At 55.1% G+C, this 21,294-nt stretch carries 23 protein-coding genes; 9 read left to right on the plus strand and 14 right to left on the minus strand.

The window, feature by feature from the left end; all coding sequences use genetic code 11:
- Positions 1–418 precede the first annotated feature (418 nt).
- Positions 419–583, minus strand: coding sequence for a hypothetical protein (locus R6U41_RS00695; RefSeq protein WP_410267919.1), 165 nt, complete (start codon positions 581–583; stop codon positions 419–421).
- A gap of 93 nt (positions 584–676) precedes the next feature.
- Positions 677–1,690 (minus strand): UDP-glucose 4-epimerase GalE, encoded by a 1,014-nt coding sequence (galE, locus tag R6U41_RS00700; RefSeq protein WP_410267920.1) that lies wholly within the window; start codon positions 1,688–1,690, stop codon positions 677–679.
- 96 nt (positions 1,691–1,786) lie between these two features.
- Between galE and R6U41_RS00705 the strand changes: the two genes are divergently transcribed.
- Both R6U41_RS00705 and R6U41_RS00710 read left to right on the plus strand, forming a co-directional pair.
- Complete coding sequence (locus tag R6U41_RS00705; protein ID WP_410267921.1) at positions 1,787–2,515, plus strand: pseudouridine synthase; 729 nt, start codon at positions 1,787–1,789, stop codon at positions 2,513–2,515.
- Between the two features lie 204 nt (positions 2,516–2,719).
- Positions 2,720–4,345, plus strand: a complete 1,626-nt coding sequence (locus R6U41_RS00710; protein ID WP_410267922.1) for an ATP-binding protein — start codon at positions 2,720–2,722, stop codon at positions 4,343–4,345.
- A gap of 8 nt (positions 4,346–4,353) precedes the next feature.
- Here R6U41_RS00710 and R6U41_RS00715 read toward each other — a convergent pair whose 3' ends face one another.
- The 3 genes from R6U41_RS00715 to map form a co-directional block, all read right to left on the minus strand.
- Positions 4,354–5,130: a YkgJ family cysteine cluster protein gene (locus R6U41_RS00715; RefSeq protein ID WP_410267923.1), complete on the minus strand. Its 777-nt coding sequence runs from the start codon at positions 5,128–5,130 to the stop codon at positions 4,354–4,356.
- Positions 5,114–6,031 (minus strand): amidohydrolase family protein, encoded by a 918-nt coding sequence (locus R6U41_RS00720; protein ID WP_410267924.1) that lies wholly within the window; start codon positions 6,029–6,031, stop codon positions 5,114–5,116. The genes R6U41_RS00715 and R6U41_RS00720 overlap by 17 nt, the downstream gene beginning before the upstream one ends.
- A gap of 97 nt (positions 6,032–6,128) precedes the next feature.
- A complete protein-coding gene (gene map, locus R6U41_RS00725) occupies positions 6,129–7,013 on the minus strand; it encodes a type I methionyl aminopeptidase (protein ID WP_410267925.1) in 885 nt (294 codons plus the stop codon).
- Between the two features lie 223 nt (positions 7,014–7,236).
- Here map and R6U41_RS00730 point away from each other — a divergent pair, with 223 nt between their 5' ends.
- Positions 7,237–7,413 (plus strand): hypothetical protein, encoded by a 177-nt coding sequence (locus R6U41_RS00730; RefSeq protein WP_410267926.1) that lies wholly within the window; start codon positions 7,237–7,239, stop codon positions 7,411–7,413.
- Between the two features lie 57 nt (positions 7,414–7,470).
- On the opposite strand, the gene polA is transcribed toward R6U41_RS00730, so the two are convergent.
- The 4 genes from polA to R6U41_RS00750 form a co-directional block, all read right to left on the minus strand.
- Positions 7,471–10,152: a DNA polymerase I gene (gene polA / locus R6U41_RS00735; RefSeq protein WP_410267927.1), complete on the minus strand. Its 2,682-nt coding sequence runs from the start codon at positions 10,150–10,152 to the stop codon at positions 7,471–7,473.
- A gap of 31 nt (positions 10,153–10,183) precedes the next feature.
- Positions 10,184–10,807 carry an HAD family hydrolase gene (locus R6U41_RS00740; protein ID WP_410267928.1) on the minus strand — a complete coding sequence of 208 codons (624 nt, stop codon included), beginning with the start codon at positions 10,805–10,807 and terminating at the stop codon, positions 10,184–10,186.
- Positions 10,808–10,974: 167 nt separating this feature from the next.
- Positions 10,975–11,301 (minus strand): hypothetical protein, encoded by a 327-nt coding sequence (locus tag R6U41_RS00745; RefSeq protein ID WP_410267929.1) that lies wholly within the window; start codon positions 11,299–11,301, stop codon positions 10,975–10,977.
- Between the two features lie 183 nt (positions 11,302–11,484).
- Complete coding sequence (locus R6U41_RS00750; protein WP_410267930.1) at positions 11,485–11,715, minus strand: hypothetical protein; 231 nt, start codon at positions 11,713–11,715, stop codon at positions 11,485–11,487.
- Positions 11,716–12,472: 757 nt separating this feature from the next.
- Between R6U41_RS00750 and R6U41_RS00755 the strand changes: the two genes are divergently transcribed.
- A complete protein-coding gene (locus R6U41_RS00755; RefSeq protein ID WP_410267931.1) occupies positions 12,473–13,558 on the plus strand; it encodes an AI-2E family transporter in 1,086 nt (361 codons plus the stop codon).
- Complete coding sequence (locus R6U41_RS00760; RefSeq protein WP_410267932.1) at positions 13,555–14,721, plus strand: MFS transporter; 1,167 nt, start codon at positions 13,555–13,557, stop codon at positions 14,719–14,721. Before R6U41_RS00755 ends, R6U41_RS00760 begins: the two co-directional genes overlap by 4 nt.
- Positions 14,722–14,729: 8 nt before the next feature.
- Here the strand turns inward: R6U41_RS00760 and R6U41_RS00765 are convergent, their stop codons facing one another.
- Genes R6U41_RS00765 through R6U41_RS00785 form a run of 5 tightly spaced genes read right to left on the minus strand, consistent with a single transcriptional unit; the run spans position 14,730 to position 18,762 of the window.
- The gene (locus R6U41_RS00765) at positions 14,730–15,944 is read right to left on the minus strand and encodes a murein transglycosylase A (protein ID WP_410267933.1); all 1,215 of its coding nucleotides are present in this window, start codon (positions 15,942–15,944) and stop codon (positions 14,730–14,732) included.
- Positions 15,937–17,235 carry a DNA recombination protein RmuC gene (gene rmuC, locus R6U41_RS00770; protein ID WP_410267934.1) on the minus strand — a complete coding sequence of 433 codons (1,299 nt, stop codon included), beginning with the start codon at positions 17,233–17,235 and terminating at the stop codon, positions 15,937–15,939. The genes R6U41_RS00765 and rmuC overlap by 8 nt, the downstream gene beginning before the upstream one ends.
- A 22-nt stretch (positions 17,236–17,257) precedes the next feature.
- Complete coding sequence (moaC, locus tag R6U41_RS00775) at positions 17,258–17,761, minus strand: cyclic pyranopterin monophosphate synthase MoaC (RefSeq protein WP_410267935.1); 504 nt, start codon at positions 17,759–17,761, stop codon at positions 17,258–17,260.
- 22 nt (positions 17,762–17,783) lie between these two features.
- Positions 17,784–18,143 (minus strand): molybdenum cofactor biosynthesis protein MoaE, encoded by a 360-nt coding sequence (locus tag R6U41_RS00780; protein ID WP_410267936.1) that lies wholly within the window; start codon positions 18,141–18,143, stop codon positions 17,784–17,786.
- Positions 18,144–18,147: 4 nt separating this feature from the next.
- Complete coding sequence (locus R6U41_RS00785; protein ID WP_410267937.1) at positions 18,148–18,762, minus strand: molybdenum cofactor guanylyltransferase; 615 nt, start codon at positions 18,760–18,762, stop codon at positions 18,148–18,150.
- A gap of 139 nt (positions 18,763–18,901) precedes the next feature.
- Between R6U41_RS00785 and pyrR the strand changes: the two genes are divergently transcribed.
- Genes pyrR through tatC form a run of 4 tightly spaced genes read left to right on the plus strand, consistent with a single transcriptional unit; the run spans position 18,902 to position 21,215 of the window.
- Positions 18,902–19,438: a bifunctional pyr operon transcriptional regulator/uracil phosphoribosyltransferase PyrR gene (gene pyrR / locus R6U41_RS00790; protein WP_410267938.1), complete on the plus strand. Its 537-nt coding sequence runs from the start codon at positions 18,902–18,904 to the stop codon at positions 19,436–19,438.
- A 40-nt stretch (positions 19,439–19,478) separates the two neighbouring features.
- Positions 19,479–19,982, plus strand: coding sequence for a molybdenum cofactor biosynthesis protein B (locus R6U41_RS00795; RefSeq protein ID WP_410267939.1), 504 nt, complete (start codon positions 19,479–19,481; stop codon positions 19,980–19,982).
- Between the two features lie 50 nt (positions 19,983–20,032).
- On the plus strand, positions 20,033–20,437 hold the full coding sequence (locus R6U41_RS00800; RefSeq protein ID WP_410267940.1) for a twin-arginine translocase TatA/TatE family subunit: 405 nt from the start codon (positions 20,033–20,035) through the stop codon (positions 20,435–20,437).
- Positions 20,430–21,215 carry a twin-arginine translocase subunit TatC gene (tatC, locus tag R6U41_RS00805; RefSeq protein ID WP_410267941.1) on the plus strand — a complete coding sequence of 262 codons (786 nt, stop codon included), beginning with the start codon at positions 20,430–20,432 and terminating at the stop codon, positions 21,213–21,215. Before R6U41_RS00800 ends, tatC begins: the two co-directional genes overlap by 8 nt.
- Positions 21,216–21,294 lie beyond the last annotated feature (79 nt).

Here is a 21,294-nt window from a genome sequence, read left to right on the forward strand (position 1 = left end):
CCTCCCGGCTTCCTTGGCACCCATTGCCGTAGTCGATCCTCCTGGAAAAAATACATTGGAGATACCCGTGCGGAATGATCAAACCCGGGGTGCTACTTGAAAGCAAAGGAACCGTCCGCAACAAACAATTATTGCCGGATATTTCCAGTGCGCCGGCCATGTGGCGGGGGCGGGGTGGTTTGTCTGGATGCATTGGAGCGGTTTCGGCATAAGATCGTTCCGGGGCTTTGGCGCCCGGAATTTTAAACTGTCTGAGGGCGATCCGCCCGAGTTTTTAAAATTCCAGCCAAAGCCCCGGAACGATCGCCGAAACCGAGCCGCAGACAGACAAACCACCCCTGCCCCCCACATGCGAAAATCGGTCCAAATCGCTCGCTTTGCAGGCACTTTACAGGTACGATATGCAGGCATAACGCCTTTAAAAAGATTCTTTTACATACGCGCGATCACGCCGGTGGGCAGGATCTTTAGCAGCCTTGCCACCACGGCCCAGCGCCAGGCCGTATCCGCGCCCTGCCATCTCCAGGGCCACGGCCCGGCCGATGCCCGAGGACGCGCCGGTGATGAAAATTTTTTTGGTCATGCAAGCCTCCTTTGAGAATGTCTGAAAACCCGCAAAGCCACAAAAGCGTTGCCACAACCGCCAAGGATACGCTGCTGCGGCAATAATCTTGGCTTATTTCCCATACCCGTCCGGATTCATGGACTGCCAGCGCCAGGTATCGGCGCACATTCGGTCAATGCCGTATTTGGCCTGCCAGTTGAGCTCCTTTTGGGCTAAGCCGGGATCTGCATAGCACTTGGCGATATCGCCGGGCCGGCGGCCAGTGATGCGATAGGGGATTTTTTTGTTGCAGGCGTTTTCAAATGCCGCAATCATTTCCAGCACGGAATAGCCCCGGCCCGTGCCCAGATTGTAGGTAACACAGCCGCAGTTTTGCCAAAGCTTTTCCAGAGCACGGACATGCCCGTCTGCCAGGTCCATGACATGGATGTAATCGCGCACGCCGGTGCCGTCCGGGGTGGGATAGTCATTTCCAAACACCTGCACTTCAGCCAGCCGGCCCACAGCCACACCGCTGATATAGGGCATGAGGTTGTTGGGAATATCTGCCGGGTCCTCTCCGATCAGCCCGCTGACGTGGGCGCCCACGGGGTTGAAATACCGCAGCAGGGCCGCGTTCCAACGCGGGTCTGCTGCGCTTAAATCTTTGAGAATCTGCTCGATCATCAGCTTGGTGCGGCCGTAAGGGTTAAAGGGCGCAACCGGGGCGTCTTCTTTAATGGGCACCTGATCCGGGCTGCCGTAGACCGTGGCAGAAGAGCTGAACACCAGGTCCCTGACCCCATAATCCGCCATGGCCTCGCAGAGCGCAAGGGTTGCGCCCAGGTTGTTGTCATAATAGGACAAAGGCTTTTGCACGGATTCGGCAACGCTTTTTAACCCGGCAAAATGAATCACGCATTCGATCTGCTCATTGTCAAATATCTGTCGCAGTTCCGTCTTGTTGCGCAGATCTGTTTGATAAAACGGCACACGGGTGCCGGTGATTTTTTCCACCCGAAGGACCGCTTCTTCGCTGGCATTGACCAGATTGTCGGCCACCACCGGCCGGTGACCGGCCTCAATGAGCGAAACGCATGTGTGGGTGCCGATGTATCCGGCCCCGCCGGTGAGCAGAATCTTCATAAAACATCCTTTTTTGACAATTTTGTCTGATTTTGCATTTGGATCTGGCAAAATCAAGGGTTGGCTGGTAAAAACCGATCCATGGAAATTCTCTACATGGACACGCATTTTGTGGCCGTCAACAAGCCAGCCGGGCTCATGGTGCACAGAAGCCACCTGGTGCACAGAAACACCCGATTTGCCCTCCAGATGGTGCGCGACCAGGTGGGCTGCCATGTCTACCCGGTACACCGCTTAGACAAACCCACATCCGGAGTTCTGATTTTCGGCCTATACCCCAAGGCCGCCGGACGCCTGGCCCAATGCTTTTCAGAACGCGGGGTCTCCAAGCTCTACCTGGCCGTGGTCCGGGGATGGACACCGGAATCGGGCATCATTGAAAAACCCCTGGCCAAATACCGAGACAAGAAAAAACGCACCAGCACCATCCAGCCCGCGCTCACCCGATTTTTGCGCCTGGGCTTCATTGAACTGCCCTATGCGGTGAGCCGGTATCCCACCAGCCGCTACTCACTGATCCTGGTCCGTCCGGAAACCGGCCGGCTCCATCAAATCCGGCGGCACTTGCATCATATCTCCCATCCGGTCATCGGAGACCAGCCCCACGGAGACGGCCGTCACAACCGGTTTTTTGCCAAAACCTTCGGCTGCTCCAGGCTTTTGCTGGCAGCGGTACGGGTGGTGTTTGATCACCCATTCACAGGAGCGGCAATTACCATTGACGCTCCCCTTGACGGTCGTTTCTGCCATGTTTTAAACAGCTTTGGCTGGCGCGCGGCCGCGTCCAGACACATGGTACCGCCCTTTTTTCCCTTGCTGACCTGATCTGTTTATACGCCATTTATTGCCCCAGGGCAACAAGGGATAGGGGATTCAAAATCCAATAAAAAGATTTTGACCTTTGCTGCGTTTTTAAGATAAATTAATTTTTTAGGGTATATTTCTAAAAATAAATCTCAGCAGATAAAATTCGCCTTTCTGTCACCTGCATCCCACAGGCAGCCAACATGGCACTGCCAGAGGAGACCCATGAACCCGTCCCTTGATCCCAAACCGCCCCTTCCGAAGATTGACGAAAACACCAATCTACTTGTACTGCTCATCGACAGCCGGCGGCGGGTGCAGAAACTGATCATGCCCGAAAGCATGGATTCTCCCGAGCCTTTGGACGACGTGGCCGGAAAGCCGCCGGGCGAGGTTTTGTGCTGCTGTAATGCCGAAGATTATCCGGAGGGGTGCGGAAACACCCCTGCCTGCGAGCAATGCGAAATCAACCGGGCCATCAGAGAAGCCATGGAGCGCCACACCGCCTGCCACCGCCGCAAAGCCCACCTTAACAAACAATCCGGAGAGACCCGGTTTGCCAACACGATTTATGTCTCAGCCATGTGCATCGACAATGGAGAAAACCAGGCGGATTCCCGCATACTCATGTGCGTGGAGGAAACCCATCAGCTCCAGCAGGCTGTAAAAGAGCGCAAAAAACTCGAAGAACGACTTCGGCATACCCAGAAGCTGGAGGCCGTGGGCAAGCTTTCCGGTGGAATCGCCCATGAATTCAACAATCTGCTCCAGATCATCAACGGGTATGCCGACCTGATGGCCGATGAACTGGAACAAGACCACCCGACCCGGGCGTATTTAAATGAAATCAGCGCCGCCGGCAGCCGGGCCGCGGACATGGTCCGCCACCTGCTGGCATTCAGCAGAAAGCAGGTCATGCAGATGAGAGACGTGGAAATCAACGGGCTCATTGAAAAAACCCTATCCATGCTGCGGAGTCTGATCGGAGAGAAAATCGAAATCGACTATATCCCGGGGCGGCATGTGGGCCGGGTGCGCGTTGATGCCGCCCATATCCAGCAGGTTCTGCTTAATTTATGCCTTAATGCAAAAGATGCCATGCCCGAGGGCGGCACCGTAACCATTGAAACCGAAAATGTACTGATCAACGGCCAGTACTGCCGGACCCATGACTGGGCCGAACCGGGCCGGTTTGCGCTGATCAGCGTCACAGACGCGGGCTGCGGCATAGACGCCCAAACAACAGCCAGGATTTTTGAACCGTTTTTTACCACCAAGCCAAGGGAGAAAAACAATGGCCTGGGCCTGTCCACGGCTTACGGCATCATCTGCCAGCACCAGGGCATGATCAATGTCTACTCCGAGCCGGGCAGGGGCACCATGTTTAAAATCTATCTGCCGGTAACAGAAAGACGGGCCACGGAAGTGGAGGTCAACCTCCAGGGACGGGTCAAGGGCGGAACCGAAACCATCCTTGTGGCAGAAGACGATGAAATGGTCTGCGATTTGATGCAGACCGTGCTAAGCCGGGCCGGGTACAAGGTTTTTTGCGCAGGAGACGGTGAGACGGCCATTGAATTGTTTGCCCAAAACCGTGACAAAATCGATATGGCGGTCCTTGACGTGGTCATGCCCGCAAAAGACGGCCGGCAGGTTTATGAAGCCATCAAGGAATTCAACCCGGACATCCAGGTGCTTTTTTCCAGCGGATACAGCGAAAATGCCATTCACACCAATTTCGTACTCCACGAGGGCATGCAGCTTCTGCAAAAGCCCTTTACCACCGATGAACTGCTCAGAAAAGTCCGGGCCCTGCTGGATACCGGCAGCCCGTCCCAAAAAGTCCACTGAAAAACCGTTTACGCAGTCCTTGCTTCGGCCAGGGGTCCTTTTCCGGTCAGCAGAAACTCGATCCAGTCAAATCCAAGGGCCATCAGATCCGTATCCCGGGCTTCAACCGCCGACCGCCTGGCACCGGGGATATCAAATCGCTTTAAAAACGAGCTGGAAAGCACAAATTCCCTGAACCGGTCCGGGTTAAAGGCGGCCATGAAAACCATTTTCACGGCCGGATTCTCCAGGCCTTTGGGTCCCCAGGGATTGGCGCGCAGCAAAGCATCAATGGCCGCCCAGCGGCGGTTGTGTTCAATATAGGCGCCCAGCTGCTGGTCTGCGATCCACTGCTCCACGCTCTGGTACTGGTGCTGCTCATGGCCCTTGCAGTAAGGATGGCGCATGACAAAATACCGATCCGGCCGGCTGTCCTCCATGTCCCTGGACAGGGCGGGCTCCAGGGGATAGGCCCGGCATGAAAAGGGCCGGTCCGCATAGACCGTGCATCCTTGGTCGGTTAAAAAGGCGCACGGCCGGCCCTGCTTTTGGCTCATTTTGAGCATCACGTGCGGAAACCACGGATTGTCGCGCACGGCCATATAGGTATGGGTGTCAAGAAAGGTTTCCGAATCCATTTCCAGCCGGGTTTTGAGCCGGATGATGTCATAGGGATACAGGTACATGTCCGGGTTCCGGCAGCAGCGGGTAAAGCAGGGCACCCCCGGGTGACAGGCAAAATAAAACCCGCCACCGGTTACTTCGCTGCGGCTGCCGTAAACCACCTTGTCAGGCGATTGTTTCATAAGCATCTGGTTCATTGGGATTTAAAGAAATGTCAAAAAGATCCCGGGCGTTTTTCCACATGAGCCGGGCGAGAAAATCCCGGGAGAACCCGGCTTGCGCCAGCTCTCTTAACTCCCGGTCCCAGGCATAGGGAATGTTGGGAAAATCCGACCCGTACAAAACCCGGTCCGCACGCATATCAGAAAGCTTTACCGGGTTGTCAATGGGCAGATAATCGGTAACCGCCATGGCCGTGTCCAGCCAGAGCCGGTCGCTGGATTCAATGAGCCGGGCATAGGCGGAAAACTCGTCAGCCCCGAGATGGGGCACGCAAAGCCTGAGATCCGGGTGGACTTCGAGCATGCGCTCGATTTTTTCCACCGCGCAGATTTCATAAGGATCGCAGGCATAGGCCGGGCTTTTGGGCTCCCTTCCGGCATGGATGAGCAGGGGCTTTTTGGCCCGGCTGCAAACCCGGCAGATTTCATCCATTTCCGGACTGTTGAGGTCAAAGCACTGGACATGGGCATGCAGCTTGACCCCGGCCAGGCCGGAATCAAATGCTTTTTCCAGGATCCCGGCGGCATCCGGCTCTCCGGGAAAAACCGAGGCCAGGCCGGTGACCTGAGCCGGAAAATCCCGGCAGATCTCGGCCATAAAGCTGTTTAACTGCTCTGCAATGCCGGGCTTGTGCGCATACTGCAGGGCCACCACATGGCCCACCCCGCGGGCCATCAGAAAGTCGATCACCGCCCGGGCATCGAGCTGGTAGCGTATGGGCCACGCATGGGCGTCAAACCATTTCCAGATGGCTGAAAAAATGGCCTGCGGAAACACGTGCACATGGGCGTCGATCACAAAGCCCGCCTCATGTGGAACCCGGTCCCCCTCGGCATCGTTTAGTGCTGGCATGTCCGCCATATTGGGCTCTGGTTGTCTGGATCCGGTGCTCATTGGCAGCTGACAGTCTCTTTCTGCTCAGTTTTTCCGGCATTGTTTCCGGCGGCCGCACTGCAGGTCACAGGGAATACGGGGTCAGGCTTTCAAACCCGTCTTCCGTGATCACAAAGGTCTGCTCAAACTGGGCGGACAGTTTGCGGTCCGCGGTCACGGCGGTCCACCCGTCGTCTTCCACAAACAGCTTGGCTGTGCCCAGGTTGATCATGGGCTCCACAGTGAAGACCATTCCCGGCACCAGCACCACGCCCTGGCCTTTTTTCCCGTAATGGGGCACCTGGGGCGGTTCATGGAAATCAAAGCCCACGCCGTGGCCCACAAACTCTCTTACCACGGAGCAGCCACGGCCCTCGGCATAGCGCTGGATGGCCCATCCGATATCGCCGATGGTACGATCCGGGGCCAGCATTTCCATGGCCGCTTTCAGGCTGCCGGCGGCCACGTCCACGATTTTTTTCGCCTCCGGTCCCGGGGTGCCCACAAAAAACGTTTTGCTGGCGTCCGCGTAATAGCCGTTATAAATATGGGTGATATCCACATTGATAATATCGCCGTCCGTTAACACATAATCGCCGGGAATGCCGTGGCAGATCACCTCGTTGACCGAGGTGCACACGCTTTTGGGAAAGCCCCGGTAATTGAGCGGGGCGGGCACCGCATTGTTGGCCATGGCATGTTCGTGGACAAGGGTGTTGATCTCTTCAGTGGTCATGCCGGCCTTGAGCTCTGCGGCCACAATGTCCAGCCCCTCGATCACCAGCCGGCCGGCGGCCCGGATGGCCTCGATGTCTGCTGCCTGCTTGAGCTCGATGTTGTATTTCTGGCGGTACCATTTGCCGATATCAAGGGGATTGGCATTTTGTTTGCCCATGCAGCACTTTTTGTATTTTTTGCCGCTGCCGCAGGGACACGGGTCGTTTCTTCCGATTTTACTCATGTTTTTCATTGTCTGTTATCCGCATTGGCCGGGCAGGCCTGATTTTCATGGATTTTTCAAAACCGGCAGCCCGTTTTTTTTCAAAATTTATCCAATTGGCTTAAATCATAAGGACTTTATTATTAATCCAGGCGGCCCGGCCTGTCAAGCAATTGCACGGCAAGGTCTTTTCTGGTAAGAAAGGGAGTGGTTAAACTCCGTATTTTCAAACCCCGTTGAACAAGGCCGAATCATGAAACAAGACGAACTGATTTTAAAAACCGTCAAGGAAATTGTGGTAAAATTCATTGAGGTGGGAACCGTCTCGCCTTCGAGCTTCCATGACCATTTCCGCAATATCTACAGGACCGTGGAAAAATCCGTGCGCGAAACCCCTTCGGAAAAACCCGATCAATCCCGGTCTGAATAATCCGCGCCCGCCCGCACGCCTGCCCGGAAGGTATTGATGAAGCTTTGCCCGGGATGATCAGTGGGCTGCCGCCCAGTTGCTGCCCACGGCCATGTTGACCTTCAAAGGAACGGAGAGCTCGGCGATATTTTCCATGATCTGCCGCACCCGCTGCTCAACTGTTTCCAGTTCATCTTCGGGCACCTCGAAGACCAGTTCGTCATGCACGGTCAGCAGCATGGCCGTTTTCAGTCCCTGTTGTGAAAGCTCCGCATCCACCCGGATCATGGCCAGCTTCAAAAGATCGGCCGCCGTGCCCTGGATGGGGGTGTTGATGGCCGCGCGCTCGGCCATACCACGCATATTGGCGTTTTTGCTGTTAATATCCGGGATATGGCGGATCCGCCCGAACCGTGTGGAAACCCGCCCTGTATGGCGGGCTTCTTCAATGGTCTGGTCAATGAATCTTTTCACCCCGTTGTAGCGTTCAAAATAATGATCAATATAGGTACCGGCCATTTTCCGGGTGATGCCCAGCTCCCTGGACAGGGAATACGCGCCCATGCCGTAGATGATGCCGAAATTGATGGTCTTGGCCTGCTGGCGCAGTTCCGGGGTCACGTTTTGCCGATCCGTGAAAAACACCTCGGCCGCGGTCCGGGTGTGGATGTCTTCATCATTGGCAAAGGCCGAAATCAGAATTTCATCGCCTGAGTAATGAGCCAGCAGGCGAAGCTCGATCTGAGAATAATCGGCTGCCACGAAATGCCAGCCCTGTTTGGGAATAAACGCCCGGCGCACGTCCCGGCCCGCCTCGGTGCGGATGGGAATGTTTTGCAGATTGGGATTGGAACTGCTCAGCCGGCCCGTGGCCGTTATGGTCTGGTTAAAAGAGGTGTGAATCCGGCCGGTTGCCGGGTTAATGAGCCCGAAAAGCGCATCCACGTATGTGGACTTGAGCTTGGCCAGCATCCGGTGGCGCAGCACCAGTGCCGGCAGGTCATGATGCCGGCCCAGGGCGGTGAGCACCTCCACGTCCGTGGAATAACCGGTTTTTTTCTTTGTTTTTTTCTGGGTGGGAAGATTGAGCTTGTCAAAAAGAATACGGCCAAGCTGCTGGGAGGAATTGATGTTGAATTCCTCACCGGCCATGGTGTAAATATCGGCTTCAATTCGCTCAAGCTCTTGGGCCAGGTCCCCGGACATGGCCTGCAGCCGGTCTTTGTCCACCCGGATACCGGTTTCCTCCATTTTCACCAGCACCGGCACCAGCGGCAGTTCAATGCCGGACAAAAGATCGCTCAAACCCGCGGATTCAAGCATGGGAGAAAGCTTGAAATACGCGGCAAGCGTAATATCGGCATCCTCGCACGCATAGGTCACCGCCTTTTCCACAGGCACCTGGGCAAAGCTCTCCAGCCTGGCCCCCTGTGCTGAGATGACCTCGTCATAGGTGATCATACGGTGATCCAGATAATCCATGGCAATCTGGTTTAATCCATGAGCCCGCTTTTCCGGGTTGATCAGGTAGGAGGCCAGCATGGTGTCAAAGATCACGCCAGCCAGATTTGCCCCGCTGCGGCGCAGAACCGTCCAGTCATACTTGATGTTCTGGCCGATTTTTCCGATTTCCGGGTTTTCCAGCACCGGGGCGAGCCTTTTTAAGACCTCGACTTTTGAAAGCTGGGAGGCGGCATCCGGACCGGTGTGGCCGCATGGGATGTAATAGGCACAGTCGGCTTCCATGGCCACGGAAATGCCCACCAGATCGGCGCGCACCGCCTCGGTTGAAGTGGTTTCCGTGTCAATGGCAAAAAAGGGGCTTTTTTCCAGTTTTTCCGTCAGGGCCTCAAGGGCGGCAGCATCACGCACCACACGGTAATCCTTGGCAGACAAATCCGAGACCACGGGATAGTCCTCCTGGAGCTTTCGAAACTCCAGATCCCGAAACAGCCGGGCCAGATGGTTGGCATCCGGGGCTTTTTTGGCCAGATCCCCGGGGTTGAAGGCAATGGGCGCATCCGTGACAATTTTGGCCAGCTTTCGGCTCAAAAACGCCTGGTCCCGAAATTGCTCCAGTTTCTCCCGCTGCTTGCCCGCACGGATTTCATCCAGGCGGGCATAAAGTTCGTCCATGCTTCCGTAGGTTTGCACCAGTGTGGCAGCGGTCTTGGGCCCGATTCCGGGCACGCCCGGAATATTGTCGGAAGCATCACCGGCAAGACCCTGAAGATCGAGCATCTGGTGCGGTTCCACACCCTTTTCAGCCATCACCCGGGCCTTGTCCGTGACCTGGTCCTTCATGGGATCCCACATGGTGACCTTGTCGGTGATCAGCTGGATCATGTCCTTATCCCCGGTGACCATGACCACTTCAAATCCCGCCGCCTCTGCCTGGCGGGCCAGGGTCCCGATAAGATCATCTGCTTCATAGCCGTCCATAAGAAAAACCGGGACGTTAAAACCTTCGGTGATCTCGTGGATCACCGGGATCTGCATGGCCAAGTCTTCGGGCATCTCGGGCCGGTGGCCCTTGTAGTCCGGGTAGAGCTCATGGCGGAACGTGGGTTTCCGGCTGTCAAAAACCATGGCCACATATTTGGGGTCCCGGTCATGGATGAGCTTGATCAGCATCCGGGCAAACCCGTAGGCCGCATTGGTGGGAAACCCCCTGGAGGTGGAAAGGGACCGGATGGCGTGATAGGCCCGGTGAATATAGGTGCTGCCGTCGACCAGGTAAATGCGTTGTTCATCACTCATGGGCTGTATCCGGATCTTTTTTGCCGGGTTGTTATGGCCGGCTGGCTATGATGGACTTGATCTCAGATAACTGATCAATGTGATAGTCGGCAGAAAGGCCGGGATTGCCGCAGGCGGCAAACACCACGCCCGCAGATTCAGCCGCGTACTGGTCCAGTTCCGAATCCCCGATGTAGAGGACCTCTTGGGGGCTTGACTGAAAACGATCCATGATGGCATAGAGCTGCTCGGGGTGCGGTTTTGGGTTGGCCACGTCCATGGCCGTGACCACCAGGTCAAAACAACCTTCCAGGCCGTGCTCTTCCAAAACCCGGTTCATGGTATCTGCGCGATTGGTGGCCACTGCGGTGTTCAAGCTGTTTCTGCACCAGCAAAGCACATCCTTTAAATCCGGGGCCATTTTCATGTAACGGATGTAGGGGCCGTAGCCCCTTTTTTTGCGAAAGGCCCGGGCTGCGGCAAATTCTCCGGCATCCGGGAAAAGACGGGCTATGGCCTGATCTGCGGTGTGCATCTGGCAGTAGGCAAACTCCGCATCGGTCATGGGCGGTTTGGAAAAATGGGTCAGGATGTCGTTGTAATAGGCCCGGTTGGCTGCTTCAGTGTCAAACATGACCCCGTCACAGTCAAAGGCCGCAACCTTTAATGCTGTCATGCCTTAACCTTGATGGTTTCGTAAAAAGTAAGTTTTTAGATGGCGCCGTAAAAAGTTCAAGATCAAGGCTTGCGCAATTTCGAAGAATGCAGCGTACTTATCCGTACGTGAAATTCTGAGAAATTGCGCGTAACGCAGATATTGAACTTTTTACGGCGCCATCAACCTTACTGTCTGTTTTTTTCCGGGGCCCCGGGCCGAAGCAGACCCGAGACCACAATGGAAATGGTGCCGGCCACGTCACTGTCTGTTTTCAAAAAAAGGGTATCATAAAACCGGCCCGGTTTGTCCCGTCGGTTTTCCACGTGCAGGACATAGCCTTTTTTTCCGTTTTCCCTGATCTGGTCGAGGCGATAGTCAATATCCACCCCCCGGGCCGCGGAAAGTCGGGTGATGTTGAGGCCTTTGTCAGTCTGCGGAAAAATTTTAACTGTCTGGGCAATGCTTTCCCCCTGCCGCCCCTTTAAAATAACCCTGCGGGGGGAGACGGTCACATAAGCCCTTACTTTGCCGTAAATCTTTAACTCAAGCTGCGAATTTTCCGGATCATTGGTATCTACTTTTATGGTTTTGCTCAGATCATGGCCGGCATTGCCGGAACCGGTGGTAACACGAAGTTTTAATTTTCCCTCCTCGCCGGGAGCGATGCGGTCGGGTTTTTCGACCGTGGCACACCCTCACCCGGTACGCACGGATCCGATCTCCAGGGGCGCATCCCCCTGATTGGCGATAACAAAGGAGTGAATGATCTTTTCACCGGCATAAACGGCGCCCCAGTCATGGGCGGCATTTTCCACCACGGCCCGGGGCCTGCCGGCATCGTCCTGCGCCGGCGCTGCGGCCGGCATGCAAAGGGTTGCTGCCGCAAGGACAATCAATGCAGCCCGCAGTACCCGATACTGCAGCATATTGTGTTTCCTTTCATCTTTGATAAGCCTGTAAAAAGTCTTTTTTACAGGCAGTGTTTAGTAAAATCAATGATATATTTTTTTATTGGTTGCCGGTTTTAGAGATTTCGGGACTCCTAAGTAATATCAAAAAAGTTGCTGTTCGTGCTTGGTTCTATAATTTTCGCATGATGCCGGCCCGGTGGCGGTTTGCTCCCTGCTGACCGCTTGCGCGCTCAATGCGACTCGCAAACCACCCCCGGCCGGCATCATGGCCGACTGTGTACAAAGCTTCACACCAAGGGAGTCGGAAGCAACACATCCAAGTCTTAAAAAGCGTTGTTTTCATGCCCGGTCCCGTGAGCTGGCCCGGCAAGAACCCTTCCAGGGAAGCCCGGGGGCGGGGTCGGTTTGTGAAGCGACATTGAGCGTTTCCGGGATAGATTCAGCCAATGCCGGGGCGAGTAAAGTTTCAAATTGCCCGGGGCTGGATGGAAGAAGCCCGGAAACGGTCAGGAGCGAAAAAACCGGCGCCGGCCCCAGGGCTTCCTTCCTGACAAACAGCGGACGCGGTAACAAGCTTTTTACGATGCAATATCTTTAGATAATGCAAAACGCTTTAACAAACCTTTTCCATGGGTAATACGGAATCCCGGGGCCAATGTCAAGGCCTGCCGGGCAAAACCGGATACAGGGCTTGCCGCATGCCCGCCTTTCTGATAGGAATCGAAATATCCTGGATATATGGACAACCTCTGATCCGGAGACAAAAGACATCATGGAAATCCAATCCGCCCTTTCACGGGAAATCCGTTTCATGATCGGCGCGGCCTGCTTTGTGGTGATCGTGGCGGGAATGCGTGCGGCCGCCGGAATTCTGGTACCGTTTCTGCTGTCGGTATTCATTGCCATCATTTTCACGCCCCTTCTGTTCTGGCTTCAGAAAAAAGGTATGCCCAAAATCGCGGCCATCGGCCTGATCATGGCCATTATCATTGCTCTGGGCACACTTTTGATCCAGTTTGTGGGCGGTTCTGTGGGCGAATTCACCACCACCCTTCCCATATACCAGAAACGCCTGCTGGCCGAATCCTCAAAGCTCATATCCTGGCTAAATGACCGGGGCATTGCGGTTTCCGAACAGATGTTTCGGGAATACCTGGATCCGGGAATGGCCATGCAAATGGTCTCCCGGACACTGACCGGCCTGAGCGGGGCGCTGACCAACGCGTTTTTAATTCTGCTGACCGTGATTTTCATCCTCCTGGAAGCCGCCCGTTTTCCGGAAAAAATCCGCTCCGCAATCAAAGACCCGGAAAAATCCCTGGCCAACTTCAGCCGGTTTACCAAAAGCGTCAACCGGTACCTGGCCTTAAAAACCCTTTTCAGCTTGGCTACCGGCATTTTCATCTGGATCTGGCTTTCTTTACTGGGCTTGGATTTTGCCTTTCTCTGGGGTCTTCTGGCGTTTCTGCTCAACTATGTGCCCAATATCGGCTCCATTATCGCAGCTGTTCCCCCGATTCTGCTGGCCCTGGCCCAGCTGGGCGTCTGGCCGGCGGCCCTTTGCGCCCTGGGTTTTGTGGCGGTCAACGTGGTTATCGGCAACCTGCTTGAACCCCGATTTATGGGAAGCGGCCTGGGCCTTTCCACTCTGGTGGTGTTTCTCTCCCTGGTGTTCTGGGGCTGGGTTCTGGGCCCGGTAGGGATGCTGCTGTCCGTTCCCCTGACCATGATTTTTAAAATCGCTCTGGAAAACAGCCCGGAAGCCAGGTGGCTGTCTGTAATGCTCGACAGCGAGGCGACGGCTGCTGCGGATGCCAATCCAGATCAGAACGCACCGGTTTGGCCTGAAAGCAAATGATTGTTCCAAGACAGAGATCCCCTATACCCCTGAAATATACCCTGAGCACCTTGTATTTTCTTTACTTTGGGGTGCTGGGCATCTATCTGCCCTATTTCAACTTATATTGCTACCGGCTTGGATTTTCCGGGTTTGAAATCGGCTCCATTTCAGCGATGCGCACCCTGACCACCGCCCTTTTCCCCCTGATCTGGGCAGCGCTGGCAGACCGGTTTTCCATGCGCCGGCCCATATTTATTTTCTGCCATTTTACCAGCACAGCCATATGGGCATTTTATCTGGTCTTCACGGATTTTACGACCATGTTTGTGATCACGGCCTTTTACGGGGTATTTTACGCGCCCTTGATTTCCTTTCTGGAATCATTTTCAATGGACCTTCTGGATACGGAGAAAAACCGCTACGGCAACCTGCGGGCCTGGGGGTCGATCGGCTTTATCCTGATGGTCACGGGCGTAGGCCGGGCCATTGACATTTTTTCCGTGCAAATCATCATCCCCCTGATCCTGACCGGCTCTTTGCTGCAATCCATTCTGGCCTTCAAGGTGCCGCAAACCGCAAAAGGGAAAAAGCCCGATTTTTCCGCAGGCGCCCGGTATCTCTGGAACAAACGCGTGGTTTTTTTTCTGATGGCCGCCTTTCTGATGCTGGCCAGCCACGGCACATATTACGGATTTTTCTCCATCCACCTGGAAAACCTGGGATTTACAAGCACGTTTATCGGTTTTGCCTGGGCCCTGGCTGTTATTGCCGAAATCGGGATCATGATTTACTCCAGGCCCATATTTCAGCGCTTTTCCCATGAACGGGTGCTCATTGCCGCGTTTGCGTGTACCTGCCTGAGATGGTTTGTGGTGGCAGGCGCCCAATCAGCCTGGCTCATTATTGTCACTCAGATGCTGCACGCATTTTCCTACGGGGCCTTTCATGTGGCCAGCATCCTCTACATCGACGAACTGACCCCGGCGGCGGCCAAAACCCTGGGCCAGGCGGTCAACAATGCCGTCACCTACGGCCTGGGCATCATGATCGGTTTTTTTGTCAACGGGATTTTTTTCGAGATTATCGGGGCGCCGGCCCTGTTTATGGCAAGCGGCGTGCTGGCATTGCTTGGCGGGCTGCTCATGGTATTTGAAACCGCCACCCGAAAGCAGGCGCCATAGGCGGGCCTCTATCCGGATTTTGGCAGAATCACAAGATAATAAATCCGCCCCCGGTGCTGCATGTGACCTGCGGCCATGCGTGCACAGGCCCCGGAGCCCCAGAACAGGTCTGCGCGCTTTTTGCCGGAAATCGCGCTTCCCGTATCCTGGCTGCAGGCAAAGCGACAAAAAGGTATCCAGGCATCCCTATTGCCGGCAGAATTTTCGTGTGCCGGCTTTTTAGCGCAAAGAAACAACAGCGCCCCTGCAGGGGAAACATCGCGGTCCAGAGCCACTGAACGGCCGGGGGTCAGATCCACGCCCAGGGAACCTTTCGGGCCGCCCCGGGCTTTTCTGAAAAACACGTACCTGGGATTGGAAAACAACACTTCCCGGATTTGCCCGGGGTGTTTTTCAAGATAGGCGTCAATGGCCTGCATGGACATGTTGGACCTGTGAATTTTCCCCTTGTCTATCAGGTATTTGCCGATGCTCTTGTAAGGCCGGCCGTTTGTGATGTCAAACTGCACGCCGATCATGTCCCCGTCCTGCAGACGGATCCGGCCGGAGCCCTGCACATGCAAGAAAAACAGCTTTACCGGATCTGCCACCCAGGCAATCACCTCCGCCCTGGATTGGAGCACATGGGTTGTATCAATGGTGCGCCGGTCATAATAAGGCACCACCCGGCCGTCTGCCAGGCGGCCCACGGCAAAACGGCTGTCGCATCCGGCATCAAATGCCGACAGATCCAGCTCAACAAGGTCCTTTGGCCGGGCATAGACCGGATATTGGAACAAATCCGTTTTTTTTCTGCTGCCTTCGATCACGGGTTCATAATAGCCTGTAAACAGAACCGAAACCGGCTCGCTTTGCTCGACGTGGGCATAGACCCGGGCGTTTTTCTGCAAAAATTTCTTTACCCCACCTGCAGAAGGCTTCTTTTCAATAAACTGTTCAAACCGGCGCAATCCGGAGATCAAATCTTCCACCGCGTAAGTATCCGGGCCGTAAGCCATCCTGCGGGAGAGGGGCAATTTTTCGTAATAGGCAATGGTTTGCCCGATGGCCCGGCAAAGCCCTGCATAGTCGAGATCATCGGCAAACACGGGATGTCTGGATGCCGGCACTTCGGTCATTTGCGCGCATGCCAGTGCCGGAAGCGCCCACAGGGCGGCAAATAAGGCTGCGGCTATCAGCCGCTGAAACACAAAAACCGGGACAGACCGCCGTTCATTACTCATCCGTGTCATTTTCCTCCGCGCTGTCCGTTTCCATCTGCCTGGCCTTGTTGTCCACCGGCCCGGGCGGATTTAAATCCTTGCGGTCATCTTCCACCACGCCCATTTCCCGGAAACGGCGGGCGGATACCAGCACCCGGCGTTCCAGGGTGCCAACGGTCTTGTTGTAAGCAGCAACGCTTTTATCCAGATCCCGCCCCAATTGGTTGAAATGCCGGACCATGGAGTAAATCCGCCCGTAAAGTTCGCTTCCCAGATCAATGGCCGCCCTGGCGTTTTCCACCGCTGATTCCTGGCGCCAGGAATAGGCCACGGTTTTGAGCAATGTAATCAGGGTTGTGGGCGTTGCCAGAATCACACCTTTGGCCGCCCCCTCCTCAATTAAGCCGGGCTGGCAGGACAGGGCTGCGCTGAAGAAATTCTCCCCCGGCATAAAAAGCACCACGAACTCGGGTGTGGTCTCAAACTGCCGCCAGTAAGCCTTCTGGGCCAGGCGGTTCATGTGACTTTTGACCTGGGCTGCATGGCGGTCAAGGGGTTGTTGAGTATTTTCCTCATCCCCGTTATCGAGAGAATCGAGATAAGCCGACAAGGGCACCTTTGCGTCAATGACCACTTGACGCCCCCCCGGCAGCCGGACAATCATATCCGGCCGCAGCATCCCGTCTTCAGTGGCAACAGAGGGCTGCTGGTAAAAATCGCAATGATCCTGCATGCCCGCAATCTCGGCCACCCGGCGCAACGTCATCTCCCCCCAGCGTCCCCGTACCTGGGGAAGACGCAGGGCCTGCACCAGCCGTCCGGTTTCTCGCTGCAGATCCTGCTGGGTGCGGGCCATGGAGGAAACCTGCTCTGTGAGGCTGCCGTAGGCCTGCTGGCGGGCCTGCTCCATTTCCCGGACCTTTTGCTCGTATTTTTCCAGGGTGTCGACCAGGGGCTGAACCATGTCGCCAACTGCCCTGCTGCGGCCTTCCATGTCTGTCTTTGCCGCGTCTAAGTACCGGGAAAACGTAGTTTTGGCCAGGTTCATGAATGCTTGGTTGTTTGCCTGCAGGGCCCGGGCGGACAGGGCAGAAAAACTTTCCGCCATCCGGTCCCGGGCCTGTTCGAGCATGGCTGATTTTTCCCGGACTGCGCTCAACTCCGTGCGGCACTGGGTGTACCGCCGATATAGCTGATTGTGCCGGGCCCGCAGCCTGTACAGGACAATGCCCAAAACAAGGAGCACGGCCAGAGCACCGGCAGCTATGCCGGCAGCCAGGTACAGAATTTCAAGGGAAACGGAAATACGCATCAGAAATCACACACCCGGAAATTCACGCGCCTGAATCCTGCGAGGATTCGGGACTCCGGACAAAATGACCGCTTTTGCCGCCGGATTTTTCCACAAGGCACACCTCTGAAATGGTCATGGCCCGGTCATGGGACTTGCACATGTCATAGACGGTCAGTGCTGCAACAGATGCGGCTGTCATTGCCTCCATTTCCACACCGGTTCGGTCGTCTGCCCGGACTGCGGCCCGGATTTCAAAACAGCCGGCATCCTTGTCCGGGTAAAAATCCACCTGCACGTGCCGGATCTGAATGGGATGGCACATGGGAATAAGCAAATGGGTCTGCTTGGCGGCCATGATACCGGCGATCCTGGCAGTTTCCAGGACATTTCCCTTGCGGCCCTGGTTGGACACAATTTTTTCAAACGTGGCGGCCTGCATGGAAACCACGGCCCGGGCAACGGCCTGGCGGCTGGAGACACCCTTTCCGCCCACATCCACCATCCGCACCCGTCCATGCTGATCCAGGTGGGTAAATTGCGCCATCTATAGCGCCCTCCTGCTGTTTTTACTCAAAATACTCGGTTTTGGCGGTCACGCGCTTTTTGACCGCATCAATCATCCGGGCCATGCAGGCCAGCACGTTTTCCCGGAAATCGCCGGCCACGGCAATGAGCATGATATCATCGCCCACCGCCAGCTCGGCTGTTTCCGTGATTTCCACCAGGATTTCCACAATCCCGGGCTGCTGCTTTTCTGTATCAATAATCTCCTTGATCCGGTCCCGGTTGACTTCCAGCCGCACCCCGGACACGGGGCGGCCGTCCCTGGAGGTGGCCCGGACAACGCCTTGGTGGGTCAGGATCATGCCCACCCGGTCATAGTCCCCAGATGTCTTGATCTGGTTTATAAGCCGGTTCTGGTCCATTGTATTAAGGTCCTTTTTTCTGTTTTTCAAGGCGGGATCTTGCGGTTTCCAGGTCCGCCGGTGTGTTAATGTTAAAAAACGTATCCAGATTTGGATCTGCCTCCATGACTTTTTCCGCCGGAATCACCTTGACCCGGAGATTTTCAAACACCCGCCGGATCTTGAATTTTTCTTGCCGGAGATGGCGCTCCACCACGGCAAGGCTTTGTCTGGCATACGCGGCACAAAGGGGCTCCAAACCCGCAGGGGTCTGGGGCATGACCGCATCGACGCCCGGCTCCAGTTCGGATAACACCAGTTCCACCACGGATCTCCGGATAAAGGGGGTATCACAGGCAACAGAAAAAATATAGGGGGTCGGGGAATAAAACAGCCCGGCATGAATTCCGGTAAGCGAACTGCGCGCTGAGAACAAATCCGTCACCAGACCGGCATCCCAGGGCAGGTAGGCCAGGGGATCATGGGTTATGATCAGCATCCGGGAAAACATCTGTCCCAGCAGGGCCGCAACCGGCTCTATCACGGGCCGCCCGTGCAGGTCCATAAATGCCTTGTTAATGCCGTTGAACCGGGAACTCCGCCCCCCGGCCAGAATCACCCCGCTGCAGGAAAGATCCATCTTATCTCCAGAAAAACAAAATCTTGATCTAATGGGCAGCAATAGTATAGACTGCGTTTATTTTCAATTGTTTTATGGCAGACAAACCCGTTAAACGGCGATCGGCCAGACAAATGCGGCTGAAAATGAGGAGCCTGCAATGAATACGGGCAAAACCCTGTACACTGCGGAAGACATTGAAGATGCGCTCTGCCGGATGGCTGCAGATATTCTCAATTCCCGCAAAGACGCAAAGAATCTCGCCCTGGTGGGGATCCACACAAGAGGAGTGTTTCTGGCAAAGCGAATCCGGCAGCAGATTGCCAACATGGCTGCCATGGACGTACCTGCCGGGGAAATGGACATTAATCTGTACCGGGATGACTGGACCGGTATCGGCCATCAGCCCGAGGTCCGGTCCACCCGCATTGGTTTTGACGTCAATCACCGACAGGTCATTCTCGTGGATGATGTTCTCTATACCGGCCGCACCATAAGGGCCGCCCTGGATGCGATCATCGACTTTGGCCGACCCGAACGCATAGAACTGGCCGTGCTCATTGACCGCGGCCACCGGGAGCTGCCGATTCAGCCCGATTATACCGGTCTGCTTGTCCAGACCCGCAAAACCGAAGCGGTCAATGTTTTGCTCACCGAACACGACGGTGTTGACCGGGTGGACCTGATTGCCGGATAACCGCCCGCCGGGGGCGAATTTCATAAGGTCAAAAATTCTCATGGGACGAAAGCAGCATCTTCACCACGCACCAAAAAATATTGACATTGGCGTGATAACGGTCTCCACCACCCGCACTGCCGATGATGACAAAAGCGGGCTGTGGATAAAAAAGCAGGCAAAAAAAGAAGGCCACAGGGTTGCCCGCTATTGCATTGTCTCAGACAGCCGGGAGCATATTGTCCGGGCAGTGGCCGACAGCGTCTCCGGTCATGGCTTGCATGCCCTGATATTAACCGGGGGTACGGGCATGGGTTTTTCCGATGTCACCATTGAAGCCGTCAGTCCCTTATTTGACAAGAAAATGAACGCGTTTTCAACACTTTTCACCCAGCTCAGCTTTGAGAAAATCGATTCCGCAGCATTGCTGTCCAGGGCCGCGGCCGGTATCGTTGGCAAAACCGCCGTATTCTGCCTTCCGGGGAGCCTGGATGCGTGCAAACTGGCCTGCAATGAATTGATTTTTCCGGAAATCAAACATATCGCCGCCCATCTCATCACATAGATCCAAGCGGCTCATATAGAAGAGCTTACTTTAACAAGGAGAACATTGCCATGTTCGGTATCGGCATGCCCGAACTGATTGTGATTCTGGCCGTGGCCCTGATTGTATTCGGGCCCAAAAAACTGCCGGATCTTGCCCGGTCCCTGGGAAAAGCGATCAATGAATTCAAAAACGCAACACAGGACCTGAAAGAATCGGTGGACAACGAATTCAAGGACGTTAAAAAACCTTTCGAGGATGTGGCCAAAGACGTCAACCAGATAGAGGATCGACCCAAGCCTTCCGCAGATGACAATTTTTCGCCAGATTCTGAAAAAAAGGAATTCGTAACCGCTTCCACGGACCGCACATCGCCTGAGAGCACACCGGAAGACAAAGATACCGATGCATCTTCACCCTCTTCTGCCCCGGAAACCCGAACCCAGAGCCAAAAAAACGAACACGGCCATGGATGAAGAAGAAAAACTGCCTTTAACCGAGCATCTCGAGGAGTTGCGAGACCGGCTGATCCGGTGCTTTATCGCCATATTCGGCGGCTTTGTCATCGCCTACGTCTTCAAGGAAAGACTGTTTCAGATTTTGACCCGGCCCCTGATCCGTGTCATGGAGCAGGGCGACACCCTGATTTTCACCGGAATTCCGGAAGCCTTTTTCACTTACCTGAAAGTGTCGCTGCTGGCCGGCCTGATGCTGGCCGCCCCTGTTGTGATTTACCAGTTCTGGATGTTTGTGGCCCCGGGCCTGTATAAAAGCGAGCGGCGGTTGATGATACCCATCGTTTTTGTCTCTGCCTTTTTTTTTATCGGCGGTGCCCTGTTTGGCTATTTCCTGGTTTTTCCCTTTGGTTTCAAATTCCTGCTCGGCTTTGCCTCTGAAACCATCCGGCCCCTGCCGTCCATGCGGGAGTATTTGAGCTTTTCCTCAAAGCTTTTGCTGGCCTTTGGCTTTGTTTTTGAACTGCCCATTGTCATCACGTTTATGGCACGGCTTGGCCTGGTAAGCGTGCCCTTTCTGAAAAAAAACCGAAAATACGCCCTGCTGATCTTTTTTGCCGGTTCCGCCCTTCTTACACCTCCGGATGTTATCACCCAGATCATGCTTGCCGCCCCCATGATGGTACTTTATGAAATCAGCATCATGGGCGCACGGGTTTTCGGCAGATCCCGCCAGGCAGAAGACCCGGATGAGCAGAAAACCGACGGCACTGGCAACGGTGGCAATAAAGATGTTTGATGCCGGATTTCAGGCTTCATCAAATACAATTGACAGGCATGCGAAATGCTGCTATAAAAGAATACCTGAAGAAAGAAAA

This window comes from Desulfosalsimonas sp. (genome assembly GCF_046483245.1).
GTDB lineage: Bacteria > Desulfobacterota > Desulfobacteria > Desulfobacterales > Desulfosalsimonadaceae > Desulfosalsimonas.

Excerpts from the sequence above, each read along its gene's own strand:
- polA (WP_410267927.1), bottom strand. The coding sequence starts at position 10,152 with ATGAGTGATGAACAACGCATTTACCTGGTCGACGGCAGCACCTATATT.
- map (WP_410267925.1), bottom strand. The coding sequence starts at position 7,013 with ATGAAAAACATGAGTAAAATCGGAAGAAACGACCCGTGTCCCTGCGGC.
- R6U41_RS00695 (WP_410267919.1), bottom strand. The coding sequence starts at position 583 with ATGACCAAAAAAATTTTCATCACCGGCGCGTCCTCGGGCATCGGCCGG.
- R6U41_RS00740 (WP_410267928.1), bottom strand. The coding sequence starts at position 10,807 with ATGACAGCATTAAAGGTTGCGGCCTTTGACTGTGACGGGGTCATGTTT.
- moaC (WP_410267935.1), bottom strand. The coding sequence starts at position 17,761 with ATGGCGCAATTTACCCACCTGGATCAGCATGGACGGGTGCGGATGGTG.
- R6U41_RS00715 (WP_410267923.1), bottom strand. The coding sequence starts at position 5,130 with ATGAAACAATCGCCTGACAAGGTGGTTTACGGCAGCCGCAGCGAAGTA.
- galE (WP_410267920.1), bottom strand. The coding sequence starts at position 1,690 with ATGAAGATTCTGCTCACCGGCGGGGCCGGATACATCGGCACCCACACA.
- R6U41_RS00785 (WP_410267937.1), bottom strand. The coding sequence starts at position 18,762 with ATGGATCTTTCCTGCAGCGGGGTGATTCTGGCCGGGGGGCGGAGTTCC.
- R6U41_RS00750 (WP_410267930.1), bottom strand. The coding sequence starts at position 11,715 with ATGCTGCAGTATCGGGTACTGCGGGCTGCATTGATTGTCCTTGCGGCA.
- pyrR (WP_410267938.1), top strand. The coding sequence starts at position 18,902 with ATGAATACGGGCAAAACCCTGTACACTGCGGAAGACATTGAAGATGCG.
- R6U41_RS00795 (WP_410267939.1), top strand. The coding sequence starts at position 19,479 with ATGGGACGAAAGCAGCATCTTCACCACGCACCAAAAAATATTGACATT.
- tatC (WP_410267941.1), top strand. The coding sequence starts at position 20,430 with ATGGATGAAGAAGAAAAACTGCCTTTAACCGAGCATCTCGAGGAGTTG.
- R6U41_RS00800 (WP_410267940.1), top strand. The coding sequence starts at position 20,033 with ATGTTCGGTATCGGCATGCCCGAACTGATTGTGATTCTGGCCGTGGCC.
- R6U41_RS00720 (WP_410267924.1), bottom strand. The coding sequence starts at position 6,031 with ATGGCGGACATGCCAGCACTAAACGATGCCGAGGGGGACCGGGTTCCA.
- R6U41_RS00730 (WP_410267926.1), top strand. The coding sequence starts at position 7,237 with ATGAAACAAGACGAACTGATTTTAAAAACCGTCAAGGAAATTGTGGTA.
- R6U41_RS00765 (WP_410267933.1), bottom strand. The coding sequence starts at position 15,944 with ATGAGTAATGAACGGCGGTCTGTCCCGGTTTTTGTGTTTCAGCGGCTG.
- R6U41_RS00710 (WP_410267922.1), top strand. The coding sequence starts at position 2,720 with ATGAACCCGTCCCTTGATCCCAAACCGCCCCTTCCGAAGATTGACGAA.
- R6U41_RS00705 (WP_410267921.1), top strand. The coding sequence starts at position 1,787 with ATGGACACGCATTTTGTGGCCGTCAACAAGCCAGCCGGGCTCATGGTG.
- R6U41_RS00755 (WP_410267931.1), top strand. The coding sequence starts at position 12,473 with ATGGAAATCCAATCCGCCCTTTCACGGGAAATCCGTTTCATGATCGGC.
- R6U41_RS00760 (WP_410267932.1), top strand. The coding sequence starts at position 13,555 with ATGATTGTTCCAAGACAGAGATCCCCTATACCCCTGAAATATACCCTG.
- rmuC (WP_410267934.1), bottom strand. The coding sequence starts at position 17,235 with ATGCGTATTTCCGTTTCCCTTGAAATTCTGTACCTGGCTGCCGGCATA.
- R6U41_RS00780 (WP_410267936.1), bottom strand. The coding sequence starts at position 18,143 with ATGGACCAGAACCGGCTTATAAACCAGATCAAGACATCTGGGGACTAT.